The following is a 20,417-nucleotide window of genomic DNA, read 5'->3' on the forward strand; positions in this document are numbered from 1 at the left end:
AACTGCACCGCGCCCTCCTCGCCGAGCTGAACGCAGCCGGCCGACTCGACTGGTCCAGGGCTTGCGTGGACGGCTCCCACATTCGGGCGGAAAACAGGGCACCGACACCGGTCCGTCGCCTACCGACCGGCGGAAGCCAGGCAGCAAACACCACCTGATCTGCGACGGGCGCGGCACCCCGCTGAAAGTCATCACGACCGCGGCCAACGTCAACAACGTCACCCAGGCCCTCACCCTGGTCGACGGAATCCCACGCGCAGCCGGCCGCCCCGGCCGCCCCCGAAGGCGTCCGGAATCCCTCCCCAGCGCCAAGGGCTACGACTCCGACCCCAGCCATGCCATCTCCCGCAAAGGAGCCCCGAACATCAAGGGCATGGGCAAGCTCCGCTACGTCGTCGAGCAGATCGCCGCTCTCCTCCACCACTTCAAACGGCTCGCCGTCCGCTGGGACCGCCTCACCGAACTCCACGACGCGTTCGCCTCGCCGGACTGTGCACTCATCTGCTGGCGACGCCTCAACAGGCCCGATTTGTGATCGTGTTACGAGCTCTAAGCGACGGACGCCAAGACCACCCCTACACCTACCTCAGGCGCCGCATGCGCGCGTCCCCGCCGAGTTGTCAGTGGTGGCCGGTATCCTGCTGTCTGACTCTGCCTTAGATACTAGATCTAGTGGCGACCCGCACCGAGACCCCCAACATATGCCACAGAGCTAGTTGCTGATAGGCCATTCGAGGTGCTTCACTGATTCAGTCAACCCAAAAAGGCCCCACACGGGCCCGATTTGAGGTCGGACGCTTGCGTGGGGCCTGATGCGTTGGTCGCGCCTTTGGACCCTACAGTCGCTGCTTGGATACTCCAAGGCGGCCAAGCAAAGCGATCCGGCCGGAAAGAGACACTCCATGACCGGTCAGCCCAACACCAGAGATGTATCCAAGCGCGACGACGGATGGGCGGTTACGAGGCCCGGCTCCGATCGAGCAAGCGCGGTGCTTCCCACCCAAGCCGAGGCCATCGAGCGCGGCAAGCAGATCCTGGCCAACGACGGCGGGGGCGAACTTCGCATCCGCGGCGCCAACGGCCAGGTGCGCGAGCAGAACACTGTCGCACCGGGACGCGACCCCAAGCACAGTAGGGGTTGATCGCATGAATGAGTATGTGATCAACCGGAGCTACGGCGACGAGCGGTCGATTCGTGCCACCACCTACTCAACAGTGGGCGACTTCATCGACTTCTTCGGTCCGTACGTCAACGAGGAATCCCCCGTAGTCCTGCGGATCCGCGCCGACAAGATCCACACCATCGAGCTCAGCACCAGCTAACAACGTCGGCCGGTAGCGGTGTCATGCTGCTACCGGCCGTTCGACCATCCGGTCGAATCCAATGTCCCAGGTCAGTCGAATGATCGGGAACTTGGCCGCCCGCAGCCTCAGGCCGGGGCGATGGGGCGTCACTTCTGCCCCTCCTGCCACACCCGCCCTCGTATCAACGAGGCCCCCATGCGCCGAGTACGGCACCCGCGGCCACACTCCCCATGATCCCGCCACGCTTGGTTGTGCTTTACCCAATCAGACTCCTGCGGATCCGCAACGAGGGATGATCCCTATTCATGGACCCCGCCGTGGTAGCCGCCCTCATCTCCAGTCCCGTTGCCCTCTTGGCAGCGACCGCCGCATACGGTGCCGGCCGCGTTCAGGGGCGAGGCGCCTACCGTGGCCCCGTGGATGCCGTGCGGCGCCAACACCAACGGGACGCCTACGCCGACCTCCTTACAGCAGCTAACAGCTATATGCGCCAGACGATGTGGGCAGAGTGCTCAGTACAGGCCTGCGCTCAATTGGGGATCTCCTACCCTCCAGGGGAGAGGCGAGACGAAGCCGGCCGGCGAGCCTGCCGCATTCAGGCAGATGTATCACCAGAACCGCTGCGACTTGCAGCAGCCGTCGTCCATCTTGAAGGGCCCGAGCACATCGCGGAGATCGCCCATCGGATCGAGAATCACGCTCACAGCGTTCATGTTTCTGCGCTCCGGGGCGAGATCCCCAACACCATGTTCGACATGCTTGAGGGACGCCCTCAGAGCGAACGCCACAATCACAACATGGACCTTATAAACGCGATCTACGCGTTCACTGAAGCTGCCCGGGCCCATCTCAATGACGACAAGAGGCCTCCCGGTTGAGGTAGTACCTGATCAGTAGGCACGGCGAATGACACCATCTCGAACGGTCGAATAGTCACACCGGGCACGGCCGACCGGCACGCCTCATCAAGATCCTGTTATGAGCTCGTAGCGCGCCGCGAGGCTTGGGCCGTGCCATGCCGGTAAGGAAGGGGCACTTGTCCGCAAGCCTCGCGGCACGCCATTTCATCCGCGAGCTCGGACTTCAAGATCGCTAGCCGGTCCATGACGCGACGTCCCTGGCCTCGCAGTCCCCTCACGTACCAACGGCCTCGATTGCCAGAGCTGTCGGGCTGAGAGCTTCGCCTGGCGCGTCCCCCACCTGTCGATTGTCAGTGCTGCATGCGACTCTGTGAGTAGGAAGTCGGCTGGACCGAGCGGAGGGCACTGGCATGCGCGCTTTGGCTATGCGTATTCGGCATACAGATCCTCCCGTTCCGTCGGGGTGCAGATGGTGCGGCGAGGAACAGGGCAGCCACGGACAACGCTGGGCTGCGTCGGTGGGCGTCCACACTTGGGTGGCGCCGACGCGCGCACAGCGACTGAGCCGGATGCAAGCTCGCCGATCGCGTCGGTCGGGTCAGTCGCCCTCGGGCCAATAGCCCTGCCCAGCATTGCTGGCGATCTTCATGGCGGTCTCGAAGATCGAGATGAGAGAAGCCGGAACGTCTGACGGGCCGCGCAGCATGTGGGTCAGGGCCACAACCATGTCTTCCTTTGACCTCGGCACGTGGGAAGAGTGCTGACGGATCAGGGTGTGGAGGTTCTTGCTGAACTTTCCCTCAGCGCGAAGCTCCTCGACTTCCGCAGGACTCCACTGCAGCTCATCGTCACGCGGCCACATGGCATTCATGGTGTCAGCCCACTGGACGTTCCCGAACACGTCCTCCAGCTCGTTCGGGGTTCCGATGAAGAGGCAGTCACTCTCCGCGAATCCCTGCCTTCGCAGGCGGTCGAGGTTGAATTCCTTGTTCTTGTCGCGCAGCGAGTCAGCGTCCACCATGAATTTTACGGTGCGGTGATGCTCTTTGAGGAACTTGGCGAAATTGAGCGCACCGTCATTCCCTCCGCACGACCACAGGGCAATACCAGCGGACTGAATGGGATAGCCGAAGGCGAGCTTAAATAGCGCCGGGAGTGCCGCGTACTCGGTTGCCCCCTCGACGCCAATGAAGCACTTCTCGTGCAGCAGGACGCTGTTTCGAAATCCGAGCGAGGTGGCCATGTTCGACAGGAACCGGCGCGTCTCGGCATCGTTATCGTCGCCGCCGAGCGACTGGACGTGGGCGCGACCATCCCGGCTGTTCAGGTGGACGATGTCCTGGATGTCCACACCGTCGATCAGGTTGAGTGAGTGAGTGGCGACCACCACCGTCGAATGAGCCCCCTTGGCTGAGGCCTTGATCATCTCCATGACTCGCCGCTGGTGGTCGTAGTCCAGGTGGGTGTCGGGTTCGTCGTAGACGATGATGACGCCACCGCCCGTGCTGTTCTCGGCGGCTTCGGACAGGAGCTGCTGGCTGGCTTCCCACAGGGCGAGGGTGATGCGCCGGGACCGGCCGGCTCCCGCGGCTGACAGCGGAACCGGGTGCTGTCCGCGGGCGGATGCCGCAAGAGACACGCTGCTGACGGACGGCTTGAACTGGATCTGCGGTTCAAGGGTGAACTCGTCGAAAGCACAGCGCTCCACGACCAGTTTGCGGAGCAGGTCTGCATCGTCTTTGAGCTGCGCGGAGAACTCGTCCTCGAGGGCGGTGATCTTCTGTCGGGTTGTCTCGTCGAGGGTGTACTCGCGGAGCTTCGCGGTGAGGATGCTGCGGACCACGACTTCGGGTGACTCCGCAGCGTCGCCTTTGAAGTAGAGGAGCTGCGGCAGGGCGTCCTTCAGTACGATCGGCGCCGTGACCCAATCGGTGACGCGAGGGCCTGTGGCCGCGTGGTCTTCAAGCACCTCGAGCCAACTGGCCCGGACGTTGGGCTGATCGAGACGCAGGGTGATTGCCAAGTCAGAGGCCAGTTGCCGGAGTTCGGTGGCCTTGAGCGCCTGAAGACCCCTGAGTTCGAGGTTCTCCGGGACCCTGGCCTCCCACTCCAGGTGGACTCCTTCTCCCTCTACGAAGCGGCGCCGGACCCGAACCGGGGAGGTGGCGTTGAGGAGCTCGGCCTCGGCGGCCGAGATCTCGAATTTTCCCTCCACAGTCACTGCTCGCGGCTGTTCCTCCGCGTCGAGCGACGGCAGTGCGGATCGCCCAGTTTCCCCGATCGCGAAATGCGAGATATCGCTCTCCCGGATGTCCCGCTCTCCCAGGAGAAAGGCCAGGGCGTCCAGGGTTGCGGTCTTCCCGCAGTCATTGTGACCGGTCAGAATCGTTTGTTTCCTGATCGGGATGTCTCTCACGTGCGCCAGGGAGCGGAAATTGGTGACGCTGAGCCCGATGAGTTGCACGACGCTCCCTTGCTTCTAGCGATATGGCCGTCGGAGGTGCGATCGACGGCCACCGCTGGTAACACACCCTTCGACTGTGGGTTGGGAAGACTCTAGCGTGCCCGCCATGTGGGTGCAGGTGCGTGCCAAGTCGGGTGCACGGCCGGCACCGATGAGCGCCGATTTCTGGTCGTCGGCGGACGCTCCCTGGTCGGCAACTCGATATTCGCGGGTTCATGACCGCTGCCTGCGCCGGCGCCGACTCTGGCGCAGGCAGCGGTGGTCTAGGGCCCCTCCGGCTTGATGGTGGAGGGCTGTTCGGTGGAGGAGTCCTCCGGGACGACGCCGGTGCCCCGGTGGCCGGCGGCCCGGTAGTCCGCCTCGTCGGGGTGGAGCCTTACGCGTGTCTGACGCCACGCCACGTCGAAGGACAGGTTCCCGTTGGAGGCCCGCACCGCGCGCCGGGCGTGCCAGCTCGTCCTGGGCGAGAGCAGCCAGCGCCAGATCGTCGTGTTCACCGGCACCACCGTCCGCGCGCGGGGGAGATCAACCCGCTCGTCATGGGCCACCTGCCGCAACCGGTTCGAGGCCCTGTGCCAGGGCCTCCACCAGCTCGGCCTGGGCGGGGCGGTCCATGGCGCGCATTCCCCCGGCCAGGATGGTGTGGATCATCCTTTTCTGGGACGGCTCGGGGAAGGAGCTGAGGAACTGGCGAACGGCATCGACCAGCGCGTACTCCACACCGAGGTGCTCGACGGGCCGGTATTGGGCGAAGCGCTGGGCGATGTCCGCGGTCTTGGCATCTTCCGGTGCTTTGGACCAGTCGCTGTCGTTGCGCTCGAGCCAGCGCGCGAGAACAACCGCGGGGTCCGAAAGCTGGGCGGCCAGCGCGTCCGTCCGTTGCCGGCGCAGTTCGTCGGCGACGGACTGCTTGCGCTGTGCGTCCAGGAGCGCCGATACAGCCGCACGGTCCTCGGCGAGCAGGCCGACGGTGACCTTCGCGCTGAACAGCACGGGAGGCTTGGCCGCCAGTGACCGTTCCCGCGCCAATTCGGCTGCGCACACGTCCTGGACCGTGGCCAGGTCGAACGCGTCCCGTACCCGCAGGACCTCCGCCGCCGCGTGTCGTACCGCCGCCCGGATGGAAGCCGTCACCTGGGCGGCTTCCATCTCGTACGGGGGGTCGCTGTGCACGGTCGCGGTCATCACCACGTGGAAGGCGATGCCCTCATGCCTGCTGGACAGCCTGGCTTCGATGTGGGTGAGCTCGTTGTTCAGCTCCTTGCGCGAGCTGCCCGACCGTCTTTTTCTGAACCACCTCATGGTCACGACTCCGTGCGGCCGTCGCCGTTGTCCCGCCACGGCCGGAGCTGGGAGGGGATGCGAAGCGCCTTGCGCAGGGAGACGACCGCCTCGTCGTAGGCGACTCCGGGCTCGCCGAACAGGAGGTCGGAGATGGGTGAGCTGGCCAGATGCCGCTGGATGACCTGGTCGAGGATGTCCTTGAGCATGGGCAGCTCTACGTGTCCGTCGGCGTAGGCGTGTGCCCAGCTGTAGAGGACGTGACGGGACTCGGTGTCGACCCTGGCGTCGCCGAGGGCGGCGCTCCACCGGTTGATGAGGGCATCCTTGACGTCGGGGTGCTGCTCGGCCGACGACAGCATGACCTGCAGGATCCAGGGGTTCTCCCCCGGGTCCAGGAGTGCGAGGAAGGCGCGGTGGGCGGCGAGGTGGCGTCCTTCTGCAGACCATTTGCCGAGGGCGGCCCAGAAGCGGGGCAGCTGGTTCCTGCCCCGGGCGGTGTTACGCAGGGCTGCTTCGGCGGCCCGCACGGCCTGATCGCGCTTCTCCCGGCTCAGGACGTGCTTGAGGCGGACCAGGGCCTGGCTCGGGTAGTGCTCGGCGAACTCCCCGTGGCAGACCAGGGCCACCACACGGGCCACCGGTTCGGAACCCTCTTGGGCCCAGTCCAGGAGCTTGGAGCGGACTTGCGGTCCCAGAGCAGGAGCCTCGGCGGCCCGTGTCAGCACCTTGGCGATCAAGTCCAGGTGCTCGGCCCGGTTGTCCCTGCCGATCCAGTCCTTGATGGTGGTGATGGCCCTGAAGTCGTTCTCCGCGATCGCGAGTTCGACCAGCAGATCACTGATCTTCTGCAGCCGGCCCGGTCCGGCCTCCGCCGTGATGAGCTGGTCGAGCCACGACAGCAGCGGCTGGTGGATATCGGCCCGCTGGTGCCACAAGTGCACCAGAACAGCCCTGGCGTAGCCCGTCTTGTGCTCAAGGGTGACGTTGCGGCCACTGGTCTCGATCCCGACACCGTGGAGGCGGCTGGTCAGGTCGGGGCCGGTGAGGATCTCCCTCACGCTCTCGGTGGTGTCGTCGTCGAGAAGGAGACGAGCCGCGTCCTGGACCGCCAGCGCATCCTCGCCATCGAGGAACAGCGCGGCAATCAGCAGCGCCCGGTCCTCCGGCTTCTCCTGCGTCGCCTCGAACACGCTCTTGACGTCGGTACGCCACTCCTGGAACGCCGCCTTCGCCCGCTCCAGCCCCTTCGGTGATTCCTCGACCCCGGCCAGCACCCCGGCCAGACGCACCGCGTCGGCAGGCGTGGAGCCGGCGGTCAGAAGCATCGCCGCGGGACCGTCGCTGCCCACATGGGGCCGCTGCAGCCAGTCCGCGCATCCCGGCTTCCTGTACAGGTTCTTCAGGTGCGCGATCGCGACCTCATGGGCGGACGGACGGATCTTGGCTGTGACCAGCACCCGGCCCAGTGCACCGGACTGGTCAGCGGGCCATCCGTCCTCGTCGGCGATGACCACCAGGTACGAGCCGACCTCGCGCAGCTTCTCGGCGTGGGCGAGCAGCTGCTTGCCCACGTCCCCAGGGGACTTCCAGGAGTCGATCTCGGAGGCAACATCCAGGAGGTATCCGGTGGCCCCCTCCTTCGGCATGAGCTCGATGTCGGGGCTTTCCGGACTCTCCCAGTCGGGCTGCACCTCCCGCAGGGCCAGCGCCGCCGCGCCGCCGCGTTGGAGGGCTGCGGACACCTGCCACAGGGCCCGGATACCGGCGGTCCGCTTACCCATCCCGGGCACGCCCGCGACAACGGCCAGAGCGGGGCCCGGGCCCGACAGCAGCAAGCGGGCCTCCTCGGCGGTGGGGACCGCCTCGTTCTGCGGTCCCGTACTCACCCACGCCAGGCGCACAGCATCGACCTCCGCGGCGGGGATGTCCGTCACGGTCAGCGGGGGCTTGCTGTGCATCGTCACGTCGCCGCCGGCGATGACGATCTGAGAGCCGGTGTTGTTGTTGACGTCGACGTTGCCTGGCGTCGGTCCCGGCGTGGCAGCCGGGGGCTCCGGCGCTTCCGGCTCCGGCGCTTCCGGCGGCGGCTCCGGCGCGGGAGCCGGGGGCTGGACGAAGGGAGGAATCGCAGACGGAGAGCCTGTGGGGGCCGGGGGCAAACGGTACGTCTCCGGCGAGGGGTCGGCCGGGGGGACAGTGCTGTCGTAGTCCTCGGTCACTGGGTCGCCTCCGGACGGTAGTGGAGGGTGTTCCCGATGATGGAACCGCCGGAGATGACGACCTGGCTGTTCGTGTTGTTCCGTGCAATCACCCGGCCGCCGTCTCCTCCTGGTTCGGACGCCTCGCTCCGCTGGACCAGGGCTCGGAGTTCGCCGGCAGCCTCGGGGTGTTGCCTCAGGAACGTCTGCAGCTGGATCCCGAGGGTGGTCCGCAGCGCGTTGGCCACCGCTTCCTGATCTGCCTGCTCGGTCCCGTTCAGCAGCTCATAGCCCGCGTCGAGCTGAAGCAACTGCCGAGCCACAGCCTCAGGCTCCTCGTTCCCCCAGCCGAAGACGCGGGCCATGGCGTCCCGCACGCTCTGCCAGGTCGTCCTGGCCATCTCAGCGACCAAAGCCGCAGCTCCGGTGGCCGCCAGTTCCGCCACGTTCAAGACTTCCGACATGTCTCCCCCTGATCACGTAGTGCGTGCATGTGATTGCTCAGGGTGCGAGGGGCGTTCTCCCTCGGCAATCGAAATCGAGTTATCGTCTGAAACTCGACGACAGTCAGGTAAAGACTTTCAGCCGAAATCTGGCGGCAGTAACACGGCACCCATCACGGTCGGGGCAGACCGAAGCAAGCAGAGGGTCTCCAAACCGGAGATTATCGGCCGATAGAAATCTGCGGGCGGTTGGCCTGATCCGATTCCGGACCGCAACCTCTGGCCAATGCTATCGCCTCATAGCGTCAGCGTTCGCGAAATCCAAATGGTTGCCCATTTTCCGCGTGTCAGCGTTATAGGGGAACCCAGGGGCGGGTGCTCCGGGGCCTTCTCCGCGCGGCGCCGTCCGAGCTGGCGGCGCCCGATGTGACACCCCGCCCGCTGCACCGCCTGAGGCGGCAAGTCCACCGATCTCAACCCGGCGCGCGAGGGCGTGCGCCCCGCCACACCAAGGGGGGACGCGGTGCGACCACGAAGGGCCAGGGTGAAGGGGGCGCGCGGACTCCCGGGGGCTTCGACTAGGTCGGGGACCCTGCGCGAGCGCCCTCGGCTGCGCGAGCTGCTCTCAGATGGACATAAGGAAGCATCACCGGTGGCGGACTGGTCATCGGTGATCGATTCCGATCAGGTTATGACTGGCCCACTATCTGACTTTGCAGGAGGGGCCTCTCGGGCCCGCGGGGCGTTTCCTGCGCGGTAGCGTCATACACGCCTCGCTCGAGAGGCCCGCCCCGGGAGTGGCAGCCACCACCCCCGGGATGCGAAACGACCAAGAACAGGACATGCGAATGCTTGACCGAATTCGCCGAGGGCACGTACAGGTCCCCTCCGGGCAATTTCACGGTACCAGTTTCAATTTCTCCGCTGTGGGGCTTCGCGAGTTCATCGCCGGCTCCCTCTCGGTCCGCCTCAGTGCCGTTCTGGCCTGCGCGGTGGTCATCTGGATCCTCACTGCAGGCAGGGCGATCGACTCGGTGACGTCGGGGTTCCTCATCACGATGATCGGCTTCACCTGGCACGCCAGTATTCAGCTGGCCTGGTTTAGGGGCAGGTAGAGCGCCTGGTCGGGCCCGCCAAAGGGCGGGCCCGACCAGTCTCGCCCCGCCCGGATCGAGCGCTGCAACCGGCGCCACCAGAGCCAAGCGGAACCGAGGACCAGCCATGCGGTATCGAAGCGAGCTTTGGGATACCCCCCTCTCGCGCACCGGCCTGTCTTACCCCCGAACGGGTGCAGGGACCGATCACACACGCCGTGACCCGGCCGGTGTCCCAGCGGCCCTGCCGATGCGGCCCTCACGGTGCAACGGTGTGGAGTTCGCTGCCCTCGTGCACATGAACGGGGCCTTCTACCTCCGCTATGCCCTGGCCCGGGCACTCGACAAGGACACTGCTCAGGCGGCGGTCGACACGACCCTCGCCGAGGCGGCCAGCCGGTGGTCTGTTCTGCTGCACGGGCCCCAGCCGGCCGCTGCGATCTGGCTGCGCCTCCGCCTGAACGTGGAGGAGATGAACCGGCATGTCGCCCGCCGGGATCCACTGCTCGAGAGCCTCTACGGATCGCTCTCGCAGCTGGCGGCCGACGCCGTCGTGCTCCACCGGCAGTTGAACCTGTCCGTCGACACAGCTGCGGGACTCATGGGGGTGGAGCGCTCGGCCATCGCGGGAGCCCTTCTGACCGCGAAGCGGGTCCTCCCCTTCGCCTTCGACGACGCCAAGGAGGGATGAGCCGCCGATCGATGGAGACCGCCCCCGCGCGCAACGTGCACCGCGGGGGTGGTTTCACGCCACCGTCCGCCACCTTGCGCCACCGTCACCCGTACTGGCGGTGGTGCAGTTCGCCATGCACTCCTAGGATTGATCCCCTTACCACCCTGGGACAGAACGGGGCTCTAACTCACGCGAGGGGACTGTCCGTTGCTGGACAAGAAGCGTGTTGATCTAACCATTCCGAGCGCTGCCAGAATGTACGACTGGCTGCTTGGAGGGAGCAACAACTTCGAGGTGGACAAGGCGGCCTGCGAGCAGCTGCTGGAGGCCGCGCCGACGACCAAGGCGCTGGCCCTGAACAATCGGTGGTTCCTCGAGCGGGCCGTGCGGGCGCTGGCCGACGAGTACGGGATCCGCCAGTACATCGACTTCGGCTCCGGCCTGCCGACTCAGAACAACGTGCACCAGATCGCCCAGGCCGTCGACCCGTCATCCAGGGTGGTCTACGTGGACAACGACCCCGTGGTTCTGGGGTACGGGAAGTCCCTCCTGGACGAGAACGACCGGACGGCCATCATCGGCTCAGACATGGTGGACACGGAGTTCATCTTCAAGCATCCGGACTTCGAGCGTCTCATCGATCTCGACGAGCCAGTGGCCGTGCTGTTCGTCTCCGTGCTGCACTGCCTGCCGGACGACTCGAAGCCCGATGAGCTCGTTCGGCGTGTCATCGCCAAGCTGAAGCCGGGAAGTTTCGTGGTGATCTGCCACCTGGTCAGCGACAGCGCTGAGCTTCGACGCCAGGTGACGGATCTTATGCGGGACCTCACGCAGGACAACTGGGGCCGCGTGCGGGAGAAGAGCGATGTGCACGGCTACTTCGAGAGACTCGAGGTGAAGGAGCCGGGGCTGGTTGATGTGACCGACTGGCGCCCAGACTCCGAACTGCGCCAGCGTCAGCGCAGTATCGAGTGGACCGAGTACGGAGGACTCGCGCAGGTACCGCGAGAGGCGCCGTAGTCCCGGATCCCGGACGCAGCCGCGCTCTACACCTTGAACCGCTTGATGGCATCGATGATCATCTGGCGGCTCTCGGCCCGCGAGGCTGCTGCTTCAGCGCTGAGGCGCAGCAGCAGCTGAACGTGCCGCTCAAGGTCGTCTTCCTTCGTGCGATAGCTCGCTTCCTCGTACCCCTCGAGGTAGACCATCTCCGGCGGTCCGCCGGCCGCAAACTTGAGATGGGCCATCGAGCCCGAACCGGCGGACGCCGCGTTCGCCGCGATGGCGTTGTCCTCCAGCACGAAGAGGATGCTGACGCTGGGAAGGTCGGACATCTCCAGCAGCTTGCGCATCTGACGGGCCATGACCGCGTTGCTCCCAGCACGGCGCCGTAGTACGACCTCGTCCATGAGGAATGTCGCGCGCGGGGGAACTGCCTGCCCGAAGAAGCGCTGTTGACGCTCTGCCCGCAGCCTGACCCGCCGCTCAACCTCGGCGTGTTCACGGTCGTGGAGTCCCGTACGGATGACTTCCCTGGCGTACTGCGGATCCTGCAGCAGGCCCGAGACCACGCCGGACTCATAGTTCATGAAGTCGGTGGCCTGGCTCTCGAGGCCGAAGAGCCGGCGGAGCCACTGAGCGGTGCAGTCGTTGAAGTGATGCTGGAACCACTCCGGCTCCCGCGCGCGGACAGTGAGGCGCTCAAGTTCAGCCCTGGTCTCCTCACTGACCCGGTAGAAGTCCGCGAGGCCCCGAACGTCCCTGATATCGGGCGGGCTCTCGGCCCTCTCAAGCCGGCTCAACTTGGAGACCGACGCTCCGATCGCCTTCGCGGCCACCTTCGCCGGCCTCTCTCCCCGCAGGAACCGGAGGTCTCTGCCCAGGATGACCGCGGCTGCGGTCGGGCTCGTTTCCCTGCGGACCGGACGGAAGAAAGGAATGGGATCATCGGGCACAGCAGACACGCGAACTCCGCTCATCGACGAATACACCTCGATGATGGCATGACGATAGCCCGCGTGTCGCTCGAACTCTTTTTTGCGTGACTCTAGTTCGCGACTACCAGCTGATCGAACTCCCCGTTCTTGGCCCCGTCCAAGAAGGCTTCGAGCTCTTCCACGGTGAAGAGTAATGCGGGACCTTCCGGGTCCCTCGAGTTACGCAGTGCGACGACACCCTTTTGGAAGGGTGCCAGCTCGACGCACTGGCCGTTCGCCGCGCTCTTCCGGCTCTTTGTCCATACTGCACTAAAAGAGCTGGCCGAGATTCCGTTTCTGTAATCCTTCACTACACGACTCCCCGCAGTTCGATTATCAGATCATTCCGCACCTTCCACCAGCAGTCTTGTGAGAAACCGCAGGCGGGAGGGCCATGCAATCCCACCGTGCAATTGCATGGCTTGGGCGTGAATGAATATTAGCCCCGGGTATTCGAACTGCGCTGTCCCTCGATCGGGTGGCCCCCTCATCGGCCCGGACGCGACACCCCGCCCGGGCGGTGGGTATCCCACAATCGATTGCCACTGTCATGTGCCCGAGGGGGAGCGAGCGTCCCCCTCGTCTCGAGCCGCATGACCACTGAGCGTGACGCTTGGGTTACTGCCGTGGATCCGCCGAGAGGCCGCGAGTCCTGGAGCTCGAAGACGTGCTGCCGCGTAAGGGGCATGCGGCTGGCCCGAGTTGCCGGTCGACCCTCCTCTGCTCTCGGGAAGATGCGCTAGGGGAAGCCGTCATGGCGCATGGCGCCCGCTGTGCGACTCGGCTCTCCGAGCGGACAAAAGATGGGTGTCAGCACCCATGGACGGGCTGATTCCGGTCACGCAGACTGCGTCCCGATTGCTTTTTTGCAGGTCAGGGCCCCTGTGTGCCTCTTGATCGCCGGGTGGGGGATGAGTGAAATCAGGGGAGAGCCGCAGCGCGATGCGTGACTGCCCGGTGCGTGAACGAGCCCCGGTCGCTGCCCGGACGGATCCCGTTCAGGACGCCGAGGGGCGCCACACTGGCCGGGACCTCCCTGAACACGCCCTGCTGGCGCGGACGGCGACCAGCGACAGCAGCACGGACCGGATCCGACGTGCCGTCCCGCCCCCGGCCCCGCGGCGTCCTGAACGTTCCGGGCGACCTCAGCACCCAGGGCGCGCCAACGGTCGAGCTCACTGCCCCGGGTCCCACCTGCCCGGCCCGCGCGGCGGCGAGCTCACCCGTGGAACTACCTGGAGAGGCCTGATCGAACTCTAGTTCGGCTCCCCATCTCCGCGCATCCGTTCCGGCTTGCCAGCCGGGAGGTGTTCACGGCATGCCGCCGTCCAGTGAACGCACTGGTCTGCGGCCCTCAGACTGCGTCGCCACGCCTTCGTGCGGGGCGACGCAGGGGCCGGTTGCTCACGCGCCGGCCCCACCAGCACCACCTGTACACGTACAAGGGGAGAATCGTGACAACCCAGATACCGGAGCCCTCGCCAGGGTTCCGAGTGCGGCCCAGACGCGGTCAGCACGCGAGAGTTCGTACCGCCGCCGTCGGTGTGGCCGTGCTGATGTCGATGTCGACGCTCTACGGCGCCGAAGCGGCCCTGGCAGCACCCGGCGTCCAGCCCACGGCCAAGGCCGCGCAGCCGCAGGCTGCGACGACAGCTGCCGGCATTCCGTCGGCCCGTGTGGCGGCCCGCTTGTCGGGCCAGCGTGTGGAGGCGCTTTCCGAGCGAACCGAGACGTCCACGACCTGGGTGAACAAGGACGGTTCCCTCACCACGGACCTGGCAGCCGGGCCGATCCGCTTCCAGGATCCCGGGACGGGTGACTGGCGCGACGTCGATGTCAACCTCGCGGCCGCAGCCGACGGCTCGGTGCACTCGAAGGCACACCCGCAGGGCCTGAGACTGGCCGGCAAGTCCGGTGCCGGGGCCGCTTCGCTGAAGGCGGCGCAGGCGGCTCCCGCGACCGACCTGGTGACCCTGGGCCAGGGCGACGAGGCGATCACGCTGCAGTGGCGTGGCGGACTGCCCGCGCCGAAGCTGGACGGCACCCGGGCGACGTACCCGGACGCGGTTCCGGGCGCGGACGTGGTCGTCGAGGCGACCCGTACCGGCTTCGAGCAGTTCGTCGAGGTCAAGGCGAAGCCCGCGGCCGGTTTCTCGTACACACTGCCGCTGAAGACCAAGGGTCTGAAGGTCGAGCAGCAGCCTGACGGCAGTGTGCTGTTCACCGACAAGAAGTCGAAGAAGACGGCGACGATGCCGGCCCCTGTCATGTGGGACGCCACCGTCGACGCGGCCTCCGGTGAGCACACCCGGCGCGCCAAGGTCGGCATGAAGGTCGTCAAGACCAAGGCCGGCGTCGACCTCGTCATCACCCCCGACGCCGCGTTCCTCGCCGACCCGGCGACGAAGTACCCGGTTACCGTCGACCCCTCGACTTCCTCGCTGGGCAGCCTCTTCGACACCTACGTCCAGCAGGGCGAGACCGTCGACTGGTCCAACGACACCGAGCTGGACTTCGGCAACCCGGGCACGAAGAACGCCGACGGCACCTTCCGTACCGCCCGTTCGTTCATCACCTGGAACACCGCCCCGGTCGCCGACGCGCTGATCTCCGACGCCAAGCTGTCCCTGTGGAACTTCCACTCGGGCAACACCGACTGCGCCGCCCAGCCCTGGGACGTGTGGACCGCCAACGGGCCGACCACCGCCTCCCGCTGGACGAACCAGCCGGCGATGGTCACCAAGATGGCCACCTCCACCGAGACCAAGGGCAGCCCGTCGTGCGCGTCCCAGCCCGACGGCTGGATCAACGCCAACGTCACGAGCCTGGTCCAGCACTGGTCCAACAACAAGTGGGCCTACTCCAGCATGGGCCTGCGGACCCCTGACGAGGCGAACGCCAAGCAGTGGAAGCGGGTCAACTCCGCCAACGCCGCCTCCAACGTCCCCAAGCTGACGGTGACCTACAACTACCGGCCGCGGACGGGAACCAAGCAGGAGGCCGGCCCGCCGTTCTTCTCCTACGGCGGCGCGTACACGGTCAACACCCTGACCCCGACGCTCCGTGACACCTTCATCGACGTCAACGGCGACACGATCCAGGGCGCTTTCCAGATCTTCGACAACGCCACCAACGCACAGGTCGGCGAAGTCCTGCGGTCCTCGTTCGTGCCCTCCGGGCAGGCCGCGTCGGTGACGGTCCCCGCCGGGGTGCTGACCAACGGCAAGACGTACCGCTTCCGTACCTCCCCGTACGACGGCACGCACTACAACCTCGGCTGGTCGGCCGAGAAGACCTTCACGGTCGACACGGCCGCACCCTCCGCGCCCACCGGCATCACGTCCACCCACTACCCGTCGACGGCGTGGGTCAAGGGCGCGGGCCAGGCCGGCACCTTCACCGTCACCCCGCCCGCCGGTGACCACAACTGGCTCGAATGGTCGCTGGACGGCACGACCTGGACCAAGGTGCCCACCGGTGGCGCCGCGGGCGCCAAGGCCATCTCGGTCACCCCGCCCAAGGACGGCACGCACGTGCTGTCGGTGCGCGCGGTGGACAAGGCGGACAACAAGTCCGAGACCGCCGACTACACCTTCCACGCGGGCCCCGGCGGCTTCGTGCAGCCCTCCGAAGGCGCCCGTACCGTACGCCGCCTCCCGCTGCTCGCCGAGAGCGATGCGGCCAAGTACGACAAGGCATCCTTCTCCTGGCGGCGCTCCGACGCCGACGCCTGGACGCAGATCCCGGCAGGCCACGTCACGCTGAACGGCACGGCGCTCACCGCCTGGCCCGTCCCGCTGACCGCGGGCAAGAGTGCCCCGCTCGTGTGGAACGCCACCGACACGGTCACCCCCGACGGCACCGTGCAGATCAAGGCCGATTTCACCGGCCCGAACTCCGCCGTCGGAGCCACCGCGCCCCTGAGCGTCGTGGTCGACCGCAACGCGGACGGTGCGGCCTCCACCGAGGCCGGGCCGGGCACGGCGAACCTGCTGACCGGTGACTACCGGATCGCCGGCACCGAGGAGAGCTTCTTCGGCGTCGGGGCGACCCGCACCGCCTCCTCGCGCCGCCCCGGCGCGGGCGCGGCGGCCAAGGGTCAGGTCCCGATCTTCGGAGACGAGTGGGTGTCCGGCGCGGTCGCCGAGACCAGCCAGACGGGCTTCACGCACGTCCGCAAGACCTCCGACACCTCGCTCGACCTGGTCATGGAGGATGGCAGCGCGGTCCACTTCACCGCGAAGACCTCCGCTGCCAGCTCCTGGGTCCCGGAACCGGGCGCCGAGGCATGGACGCTGACCGGCACCTTCGCCACGACGTTTGCCCTGACCGGGGCCGACGGCACCGCATCGGAGTTCGGCAAGGTCGATCCCGCCGCTGAAACCTGGCAGGTGACGTCCTCCGGCAAGGCCGGCGTCGCGGACAGCGACACCGAGGTGATCTCCGAGGCCGTCACGGTGAACGGCAAGGTCCTCGCCCGCCCGAAGCTGCTGATCGCCCCGGGCAACAAGGTCCCGGCTGAGACGTGCGCGAGCACCCCGTCGACCAAGGGGTGCCGCCTCCTGGAGTTCGTCTACCCGACGACCACCACGGCCACGGCCCTGTTGTTCGGAGACTTCAAGGACCGGGTCCAGCAGATCCGCCTGTGGGCGACCGAGCCCGGCGCAACCAACTCGGTCGCAAAGACCGTGGCCCAGTACGCCTACGACAGCACGGGCCGCCTGCGCCAGACCTGGGACCCGCGCATCACCCCCTCGCTGAAGACCGGCTACGACTACGACTCCGCGGGCCGGGTCGTCGCGCTGACCCCGCCGGGCGAGCTCGGCTGGAACTTCACCTACGGCAACGTCGGCGGCCCTGCGGGCGGCGACGGCATGCTGCTCAAGGTGAGCCGCCCCACGCTCAAGCAGGGCAGCAAGACCGAGACCGACGGCACCGCCTCGACCTCCTTCGTCTACAACGTCCCGCTGACCGGGGCAGCCGCCCCCAAGGCGATGGGCAGCGCCGATGTCGCGGCCTGGGGCCAGACCAACACCCCGACCGACGCCACCGCCGCCTTCCCCTCCGACAGCGTTCCCGCCTCCAACGACGGGTCCGCCCTGGCAGCCGCCTCCTACGGCCGCGCCGTCGTGCGCTACATGAACGCCTCGGGCCTTGAGGTCAACACCCGCGACGAGGCCGGCAACGTCGAGACGACGGAGTACGACCGCTTCGGCAACGTCGTGCGCCGGCTGTCCGCCGGAAACCGCGCACTGGCGCTGGGCGGCACGCAGGAGTACACCGACCGCCTGACGCGCCTCGGCATCACCGCCCTGAGTCCCGCCGAGCGCGCCGAGCTGCTCTCCGACCGTTCGCTCTTCAGCAGCGACGGCACCCGCACGCTGGAAACCCTGGCGCCACTGCGGGAGGTGACCCTGGCCAAGGCCGTGGTGGAGGGCGCCTCCACGCTCGTCGCCGCCGGAAGCACGGTCTCGGCCCGTCCCTGGACGGTCAACACCTACGACGAGGGTCGTCCCACCGACGGCTCGGCCGTCATCCGCAACCAGCTCACCAGCACGGTCAAGGCCGCCCAGCTGCGTGATCTGCCCACCAAGCAGGCCGACGCCCGGCTGACCAAGAGCACCTACGACTGGGCCAAGGGCGTGGGCACCTCCACGATCGAGGACCCGGCAGGGCTCGCGATCACGACGAGCACCCAGGTCGACAGCCGGGGCCGGGTGATCAAGGCCGTCCAGCCCGGCTCCAACGGCAACGACGCCGCGACCCTGACGACCGAGTACTACACCGCGGACGGCACGGGAACCTGCGCCGGCCGCCCCGAGTGGGCGGACCTGATCTGCCGGACCGCTCCGGCGGGAGCGATCACGGGCGGCGGTTCCAACCCGTCCGACCTGCCCACGAAGACGTACGAGTACAACGTCTTCGGCCAGATCACCAAGATCACCGAGGTGGCCGGCGGAACCACCCGCACCACCGCCAGCACCTATGACGCAGGGAGCCGCCTGACGAAGGTGACCGTCACCGGAGGCATCGGCACCGCGGCGCCCGTCTCGACCACCGAGCACGACCCCGCCAACGGCCGCGTCTCCAAGATCACCTCGACCACGGCCGGCACCGTCACCAAGCAGTACGACGCGCTCGGCCGCCTGGTCTCCTACGGTGACGCCGACGGCGGTACCACCGCCACCGAGTACGACGGACTCAACCGCCCGGTCAAGGTGGCGGACTCCGTACCGTCCACGGTGACCATCGGCTACGACCACGCCAAGGAAGCCCGCGGCCTGGCCACCTCGATGACCGACTCCGTCGCGGGCGCCTTCACCGCCACCTACGACGCCGACGGCGGCGTGGTCAAGGAGACCCTCCCCGGCGGCTTCACCATGCGCCAGAACCTCGGCCGGGCCGGCGCGCTCCAGGAACGCACCTACACCCGCGACTCCGACGGTGCGCTCCTCCTCGGCGATTCGGTCACCGAGTCCGTCCACGGCCAGCGCCTGACCCACACCGGCGGCGCCGGGCAGACCGAACGACAGGAGTACAGCTACGACGCGATCGGGCGGCTGACCCAGGTCAACGACACCTACGCCGACGTGTGCACCGTGCGCGGCTACGGCTTCGACAGCCGTTCCAACCGGACATCGCTCACGACGGCGGCGTCCACCCCGGGCGCGGACTGCCCGACCACCGGCGGCACCACGAAGACCTCGGCCTTCGACAGCGCCGACCGGATCGTCGACGCGGGCTACGCGTACGACAAGTTCGGCCGCACCACCACCATGCCGGGCGGCACCACGCTCAGCTACTACAACAGTGACCTGGTCGAGCAGCAGACCGCGGGCAGCTCGCGCCAGACCTGGAGCCTGGACCCCGCGCAGCGGACCCGGACCTTCAAGACCGAGTCCAACTCCGGTGGCACCTGGACGCAGACCGCGTCGAAGACCAACCACTACGCGAGCGACGCCGACAGCCCCCGGTGGATCACCGAGGACGCGGCCGGCCGGGTCACCCGCATGGTCCAGGGCCTCGCGGGCGGCCTCGCGGCCACCACGTCGAGCACGGGCGAGACGATCCTCCAACTGTCGAACCTGCACGGTGACGTCAGCCTGGCCCTCCCGCTGGACGTGTCCAAGCCGCCGACCTCGATGAGCTCCGACGAGTACGGCAAGGTCCGCGCAGGCTCTCCCGCCACCCGCTACCAGTGGCTCGGCTCCGCCCAGCGGTCCTCCGAGACCCTCGGCGGCACCATGCTGATGGGCGCCCGCGTCTACAACCCCGACGCCGGCCGCTTCCTCCAGATGGACCCGGTTCCGGGCGGCGCCCGCAACGCCTACGAGTACGTGGGCGCGGACCCGGCCAACGCCTACGACCTGGACGGCCGCTGGACCTGGTCACGCACCTTCTACCGCTCCTGGGGCAAGCTCGTCGCCCAGGTCTACATCCCGGGCTGGGGCAAGAGCTCCGGCTACGTCGCCGTGACCGGGTACTTCAACTACCGCTGGACCTGGCGCATCAAGGAATACTCGCACTACGCCTACGGCGTGGCCGCCGGCATGTCCGCGGGCATTCCCGTCGTCGGCTGGCTAGTCGCCGTGGCCATCGGCGGCATGGGCGCGTGGATCCAGTACACAGCTCACAACGCGATCAACCGAGGCGGCCGTTGTCTCGCCATCTCGGCGGGTGCGAGCATCTGGTTCCACAGGTACTGGAAGTACGTCCAGAACTACAACACGTTCTTCTTCCCGTGGCAGTACCGCTGCTGATCGCACCAAAGGACACCGCTATGAGATACGACAAACGATCGGCGCTGGCGCTGTTCCTCTGCGGAGTGATCAGTGCGGCGGTCGCCGTGACCGTTGCGATCCAGGACGGCCGCGGATCGAACACGGCCTTCCTGGAGGCCGCGGCGTTCTTCTTCTGTCTCGCCTGGATCGTCGAACGTTTCCAGGGACGCACCAAGCAGTAGGCGCCTGAAACACGGCGGGGCCACAGCCTAAGCTGTGGCCCCGCCGTCGTTGCTGGAGCCAGGCTCACGCAATCCCGCCCTAACAAGCTCGTGCACGGTTGGCGGTGCAGCGCTGGATCGTGATCCCTGATCATGTCCGTGTGGTGGGAGACGGGTC

At 67.2% G+C, this 20,417-nt stretch carries 15 protein-coding genes; 8 read left to right on the plus strand and 7 right to left on the minus strand.

What is annotated here, in order from left to right; translation table 11 throughout:
• The first annotated feature begins 61 nt into the window (after positions 1–61).
• The 3 genes from OG389_RS16145 (at position 62) to OG389_RS16155 (ending at position 1,323) form a co-directional block, all read left to right on the plus strand.
• The gene (locus tag OG389_RS16145; RefSeq protein ID WP_328299185.1) at positions 62–535 is read left to right on the plus strand and encodes a transposase; all 474 of its coding nucleotides are present in this window, start codon (positions 62–64) and stop codon (positions 533–535) included.
• Between the two features lie 367 nt (positions 536–902).
• Complete coding sequence (locus OG389_RS16150) at positions 903–1,142, plus strand: DUF2188 domain-containing protein (RefSeq protein WP_328299186.1); 240 nt, start codon at positions 903–905, stop codon at positions 1,140–1,142.
• 4 nt (positions 1,143–1,146) lie between these two features.
• Positions 1,147–1,323 carry a hypothetical protein gene (locus OG389_RS16155; RefSeq protein WP_328299187.1) on the plus strand — a complete coding sequence of 59 codons (177 nt, stop codon included), beginning with the start codon at positions 1,147–1,149 and terminating at the stop codon, positions 1,321–1,323.
• 1,440 nt (positions 1,324–2,763) lie between these two features.
• On the opposite strand, the gene OG389_RS16160 is transcribed toward OG389_RS16155, so the two are convergent.
• The 5 genes from OG389_RS16160 to OG389_RS16180 all read right to left on the minus strand — a co-directional run bounded on the left by OG389_RS16160 (position 2,764) and on the right by OG389_RS16180 (position 8,575).
• Positions 2,764–4,629, minus strand: a complete 1,866-nt coding sequence (locus tag OG389_RS16160) for an ATP-dependent nuclease (RefSeq protein WP_328299188.1) — start codon at positions 4,627–4,629, stop codon at positions 2,764–2,766.
• A gap of 263 nt (positions 4,630–4,892) precedes the next feature.
• Positions 4,893–5,126, minus strand: a complete 234-nt coding sequence (locus OG389_RS16165; RefSeq protein WP_328299189.1) for a hypothetical protein — start codon at positions 5,124–5,126, stop codon at positions 4,893–4,895.
• 40 nt (positions 5,127–5,166) lie between these two features.
• A complete protein-coding gene (locus tag OG389_RS16170) occupies positions 5,167–5,931 on the minus strand; it encodes a hypothetical protein (RefSeq protein WP_328299190.1) in 765 nt (254 codons plus the stop codon).
• 2 nt (positions 5,932–5,933) lie between these two features.
• On the minus strand, positions 5,934–7,877 hold the full coding sequence (locus OG389_RS16175) for a hypothetical protein (RefSeq protein WP_328299191.1): 1,944 nt from the start codon (positions 7,875–7,877) through the stop codon (positions 5,934–5,936).
• Positions 7,878–8,128: 251 nt separating this feature from the next.
• On the minus strand, positions 8,129–8,575 hold the full coding sequence (locus OG389_RS16180; RefSeq protein ID WP_328299192.1) for a hypothetical protein: 447 nt from the start codon (positions 8,573–8,575) through the stop codon (positions 8,129–8,131).
• A 797-nt stretch (positions 8,576–9,372) separates the two neighbouring features.
• On the opposite strand from OG389_RS16180, the gene OG389_RS16185 reads away from it, so the two are divergent.
• The 3 genes from OG389_RS16185 to OG389_RS16195 all read left to right on the plus strand — a co-directional run bounded on the left by OG389_RS16185 (position 9,373) and on the right by OG389_RS16195 (position 11,341).
• On the plus strand, positions 9,373–9,669 hold the full coding sequence (locus tag OG389_RS16185) for a hypothetical protein (protein WP_328299193.1): 297 nt from the start codon (positions 9,373–9,375) through the stop codon (positions 9,667–9,669).
• Positions 9,670–9,922: 253 nt separating this feature from the next.
• A complete protein-coding gene (locus tag OG389_RS16190; RefSeq protein ID WP_328299194.1) occupies positions 9,923–10,339 on the plus strand; it encodes a hypothetical protein in 417 nt (138 codons plus the stop codon).
• 192 nt (positions 10,340–10,531) lie between these two features.
• Positions 10,532–11,341, plus strand: a complete 810-nt coding sequence (locus tag OG389_RS16195) for an SAM-dependent methyltransferase (RefSeq protein ID WP_443059434.1) — start codon at positions 10,532–10,534, stop codon at positions 11,339–11,341.
• 26 nt (positions 11,342–11,367) lie between these two features.
• Here the strand turns inward: OG389_RS16195 and OG389_RS16200 are convergent, their stop codons facing one another.
• Positions 11,368–12,285, minus strand: a complete 918-nt coding sequence (locus OG389_RS16200; RefSeq protein WP_328299196.1) for a helix-turn-helix domain-containing protein — start codon at positions 12,283–12,285, stop codon at positions 11,368–11,370.
• Between the two features lie 83 nt (positions 12,286–12,368).
• The gene (locus OG389_RS16205; RefSeq protein WP_328299197.1) at positions 12,369–12,608 is read right to left on the minus strand and encodes a DUF397 domain-containing protein; all 240 of its coding nucleotides are present in this window, start codon (positions 12,606–12,608) and stop codon (positions 12,369–12,371) included.
• A gap of 1,245 nt (positions 12,609–13,853) precedes the next feature.
• Here OG389_RS16205 and OG389_RS16210 point away from each other — a divergent pair.
• The gene (locus OG389_RS16210) at positions 13,854–20,057 is read left to right on the plus strand and encodes a DNRLRE domain-containing protein (protein ID WP_328303835.1); all 6,204 of its coding nucleotides are present in this window, start codon (positions 13,854–13,856) and stop codon (positions 20,055–20,057) included.
• A gap of 20 nt (positions 20,058–20,077) precedes the next feature.
• The gene (locus OG389_RS16215; protein WP_328299198.1) at positions 20,078–20,260 is read left to right on the plus strand and encodes a hypothetical protein; all 183 of its coding nucleotides are present in this window, start codon (positions 20,078–20,080) and stop codon (positions 20,258–20,260) included.
• Positions 20,261–20,417: the final 157 nt, after the last annotated feature.

The sequence above is a fragment of the Streptomyces sp. NBC_00435 genome (assembly GCF_036014235.1).
Taxonomy (GTDB): domain Bacteria; phylum Actinomycetota; class Actinomycetes; order Streptomycetales; family Streptomycetaceae; genus Streptomyces.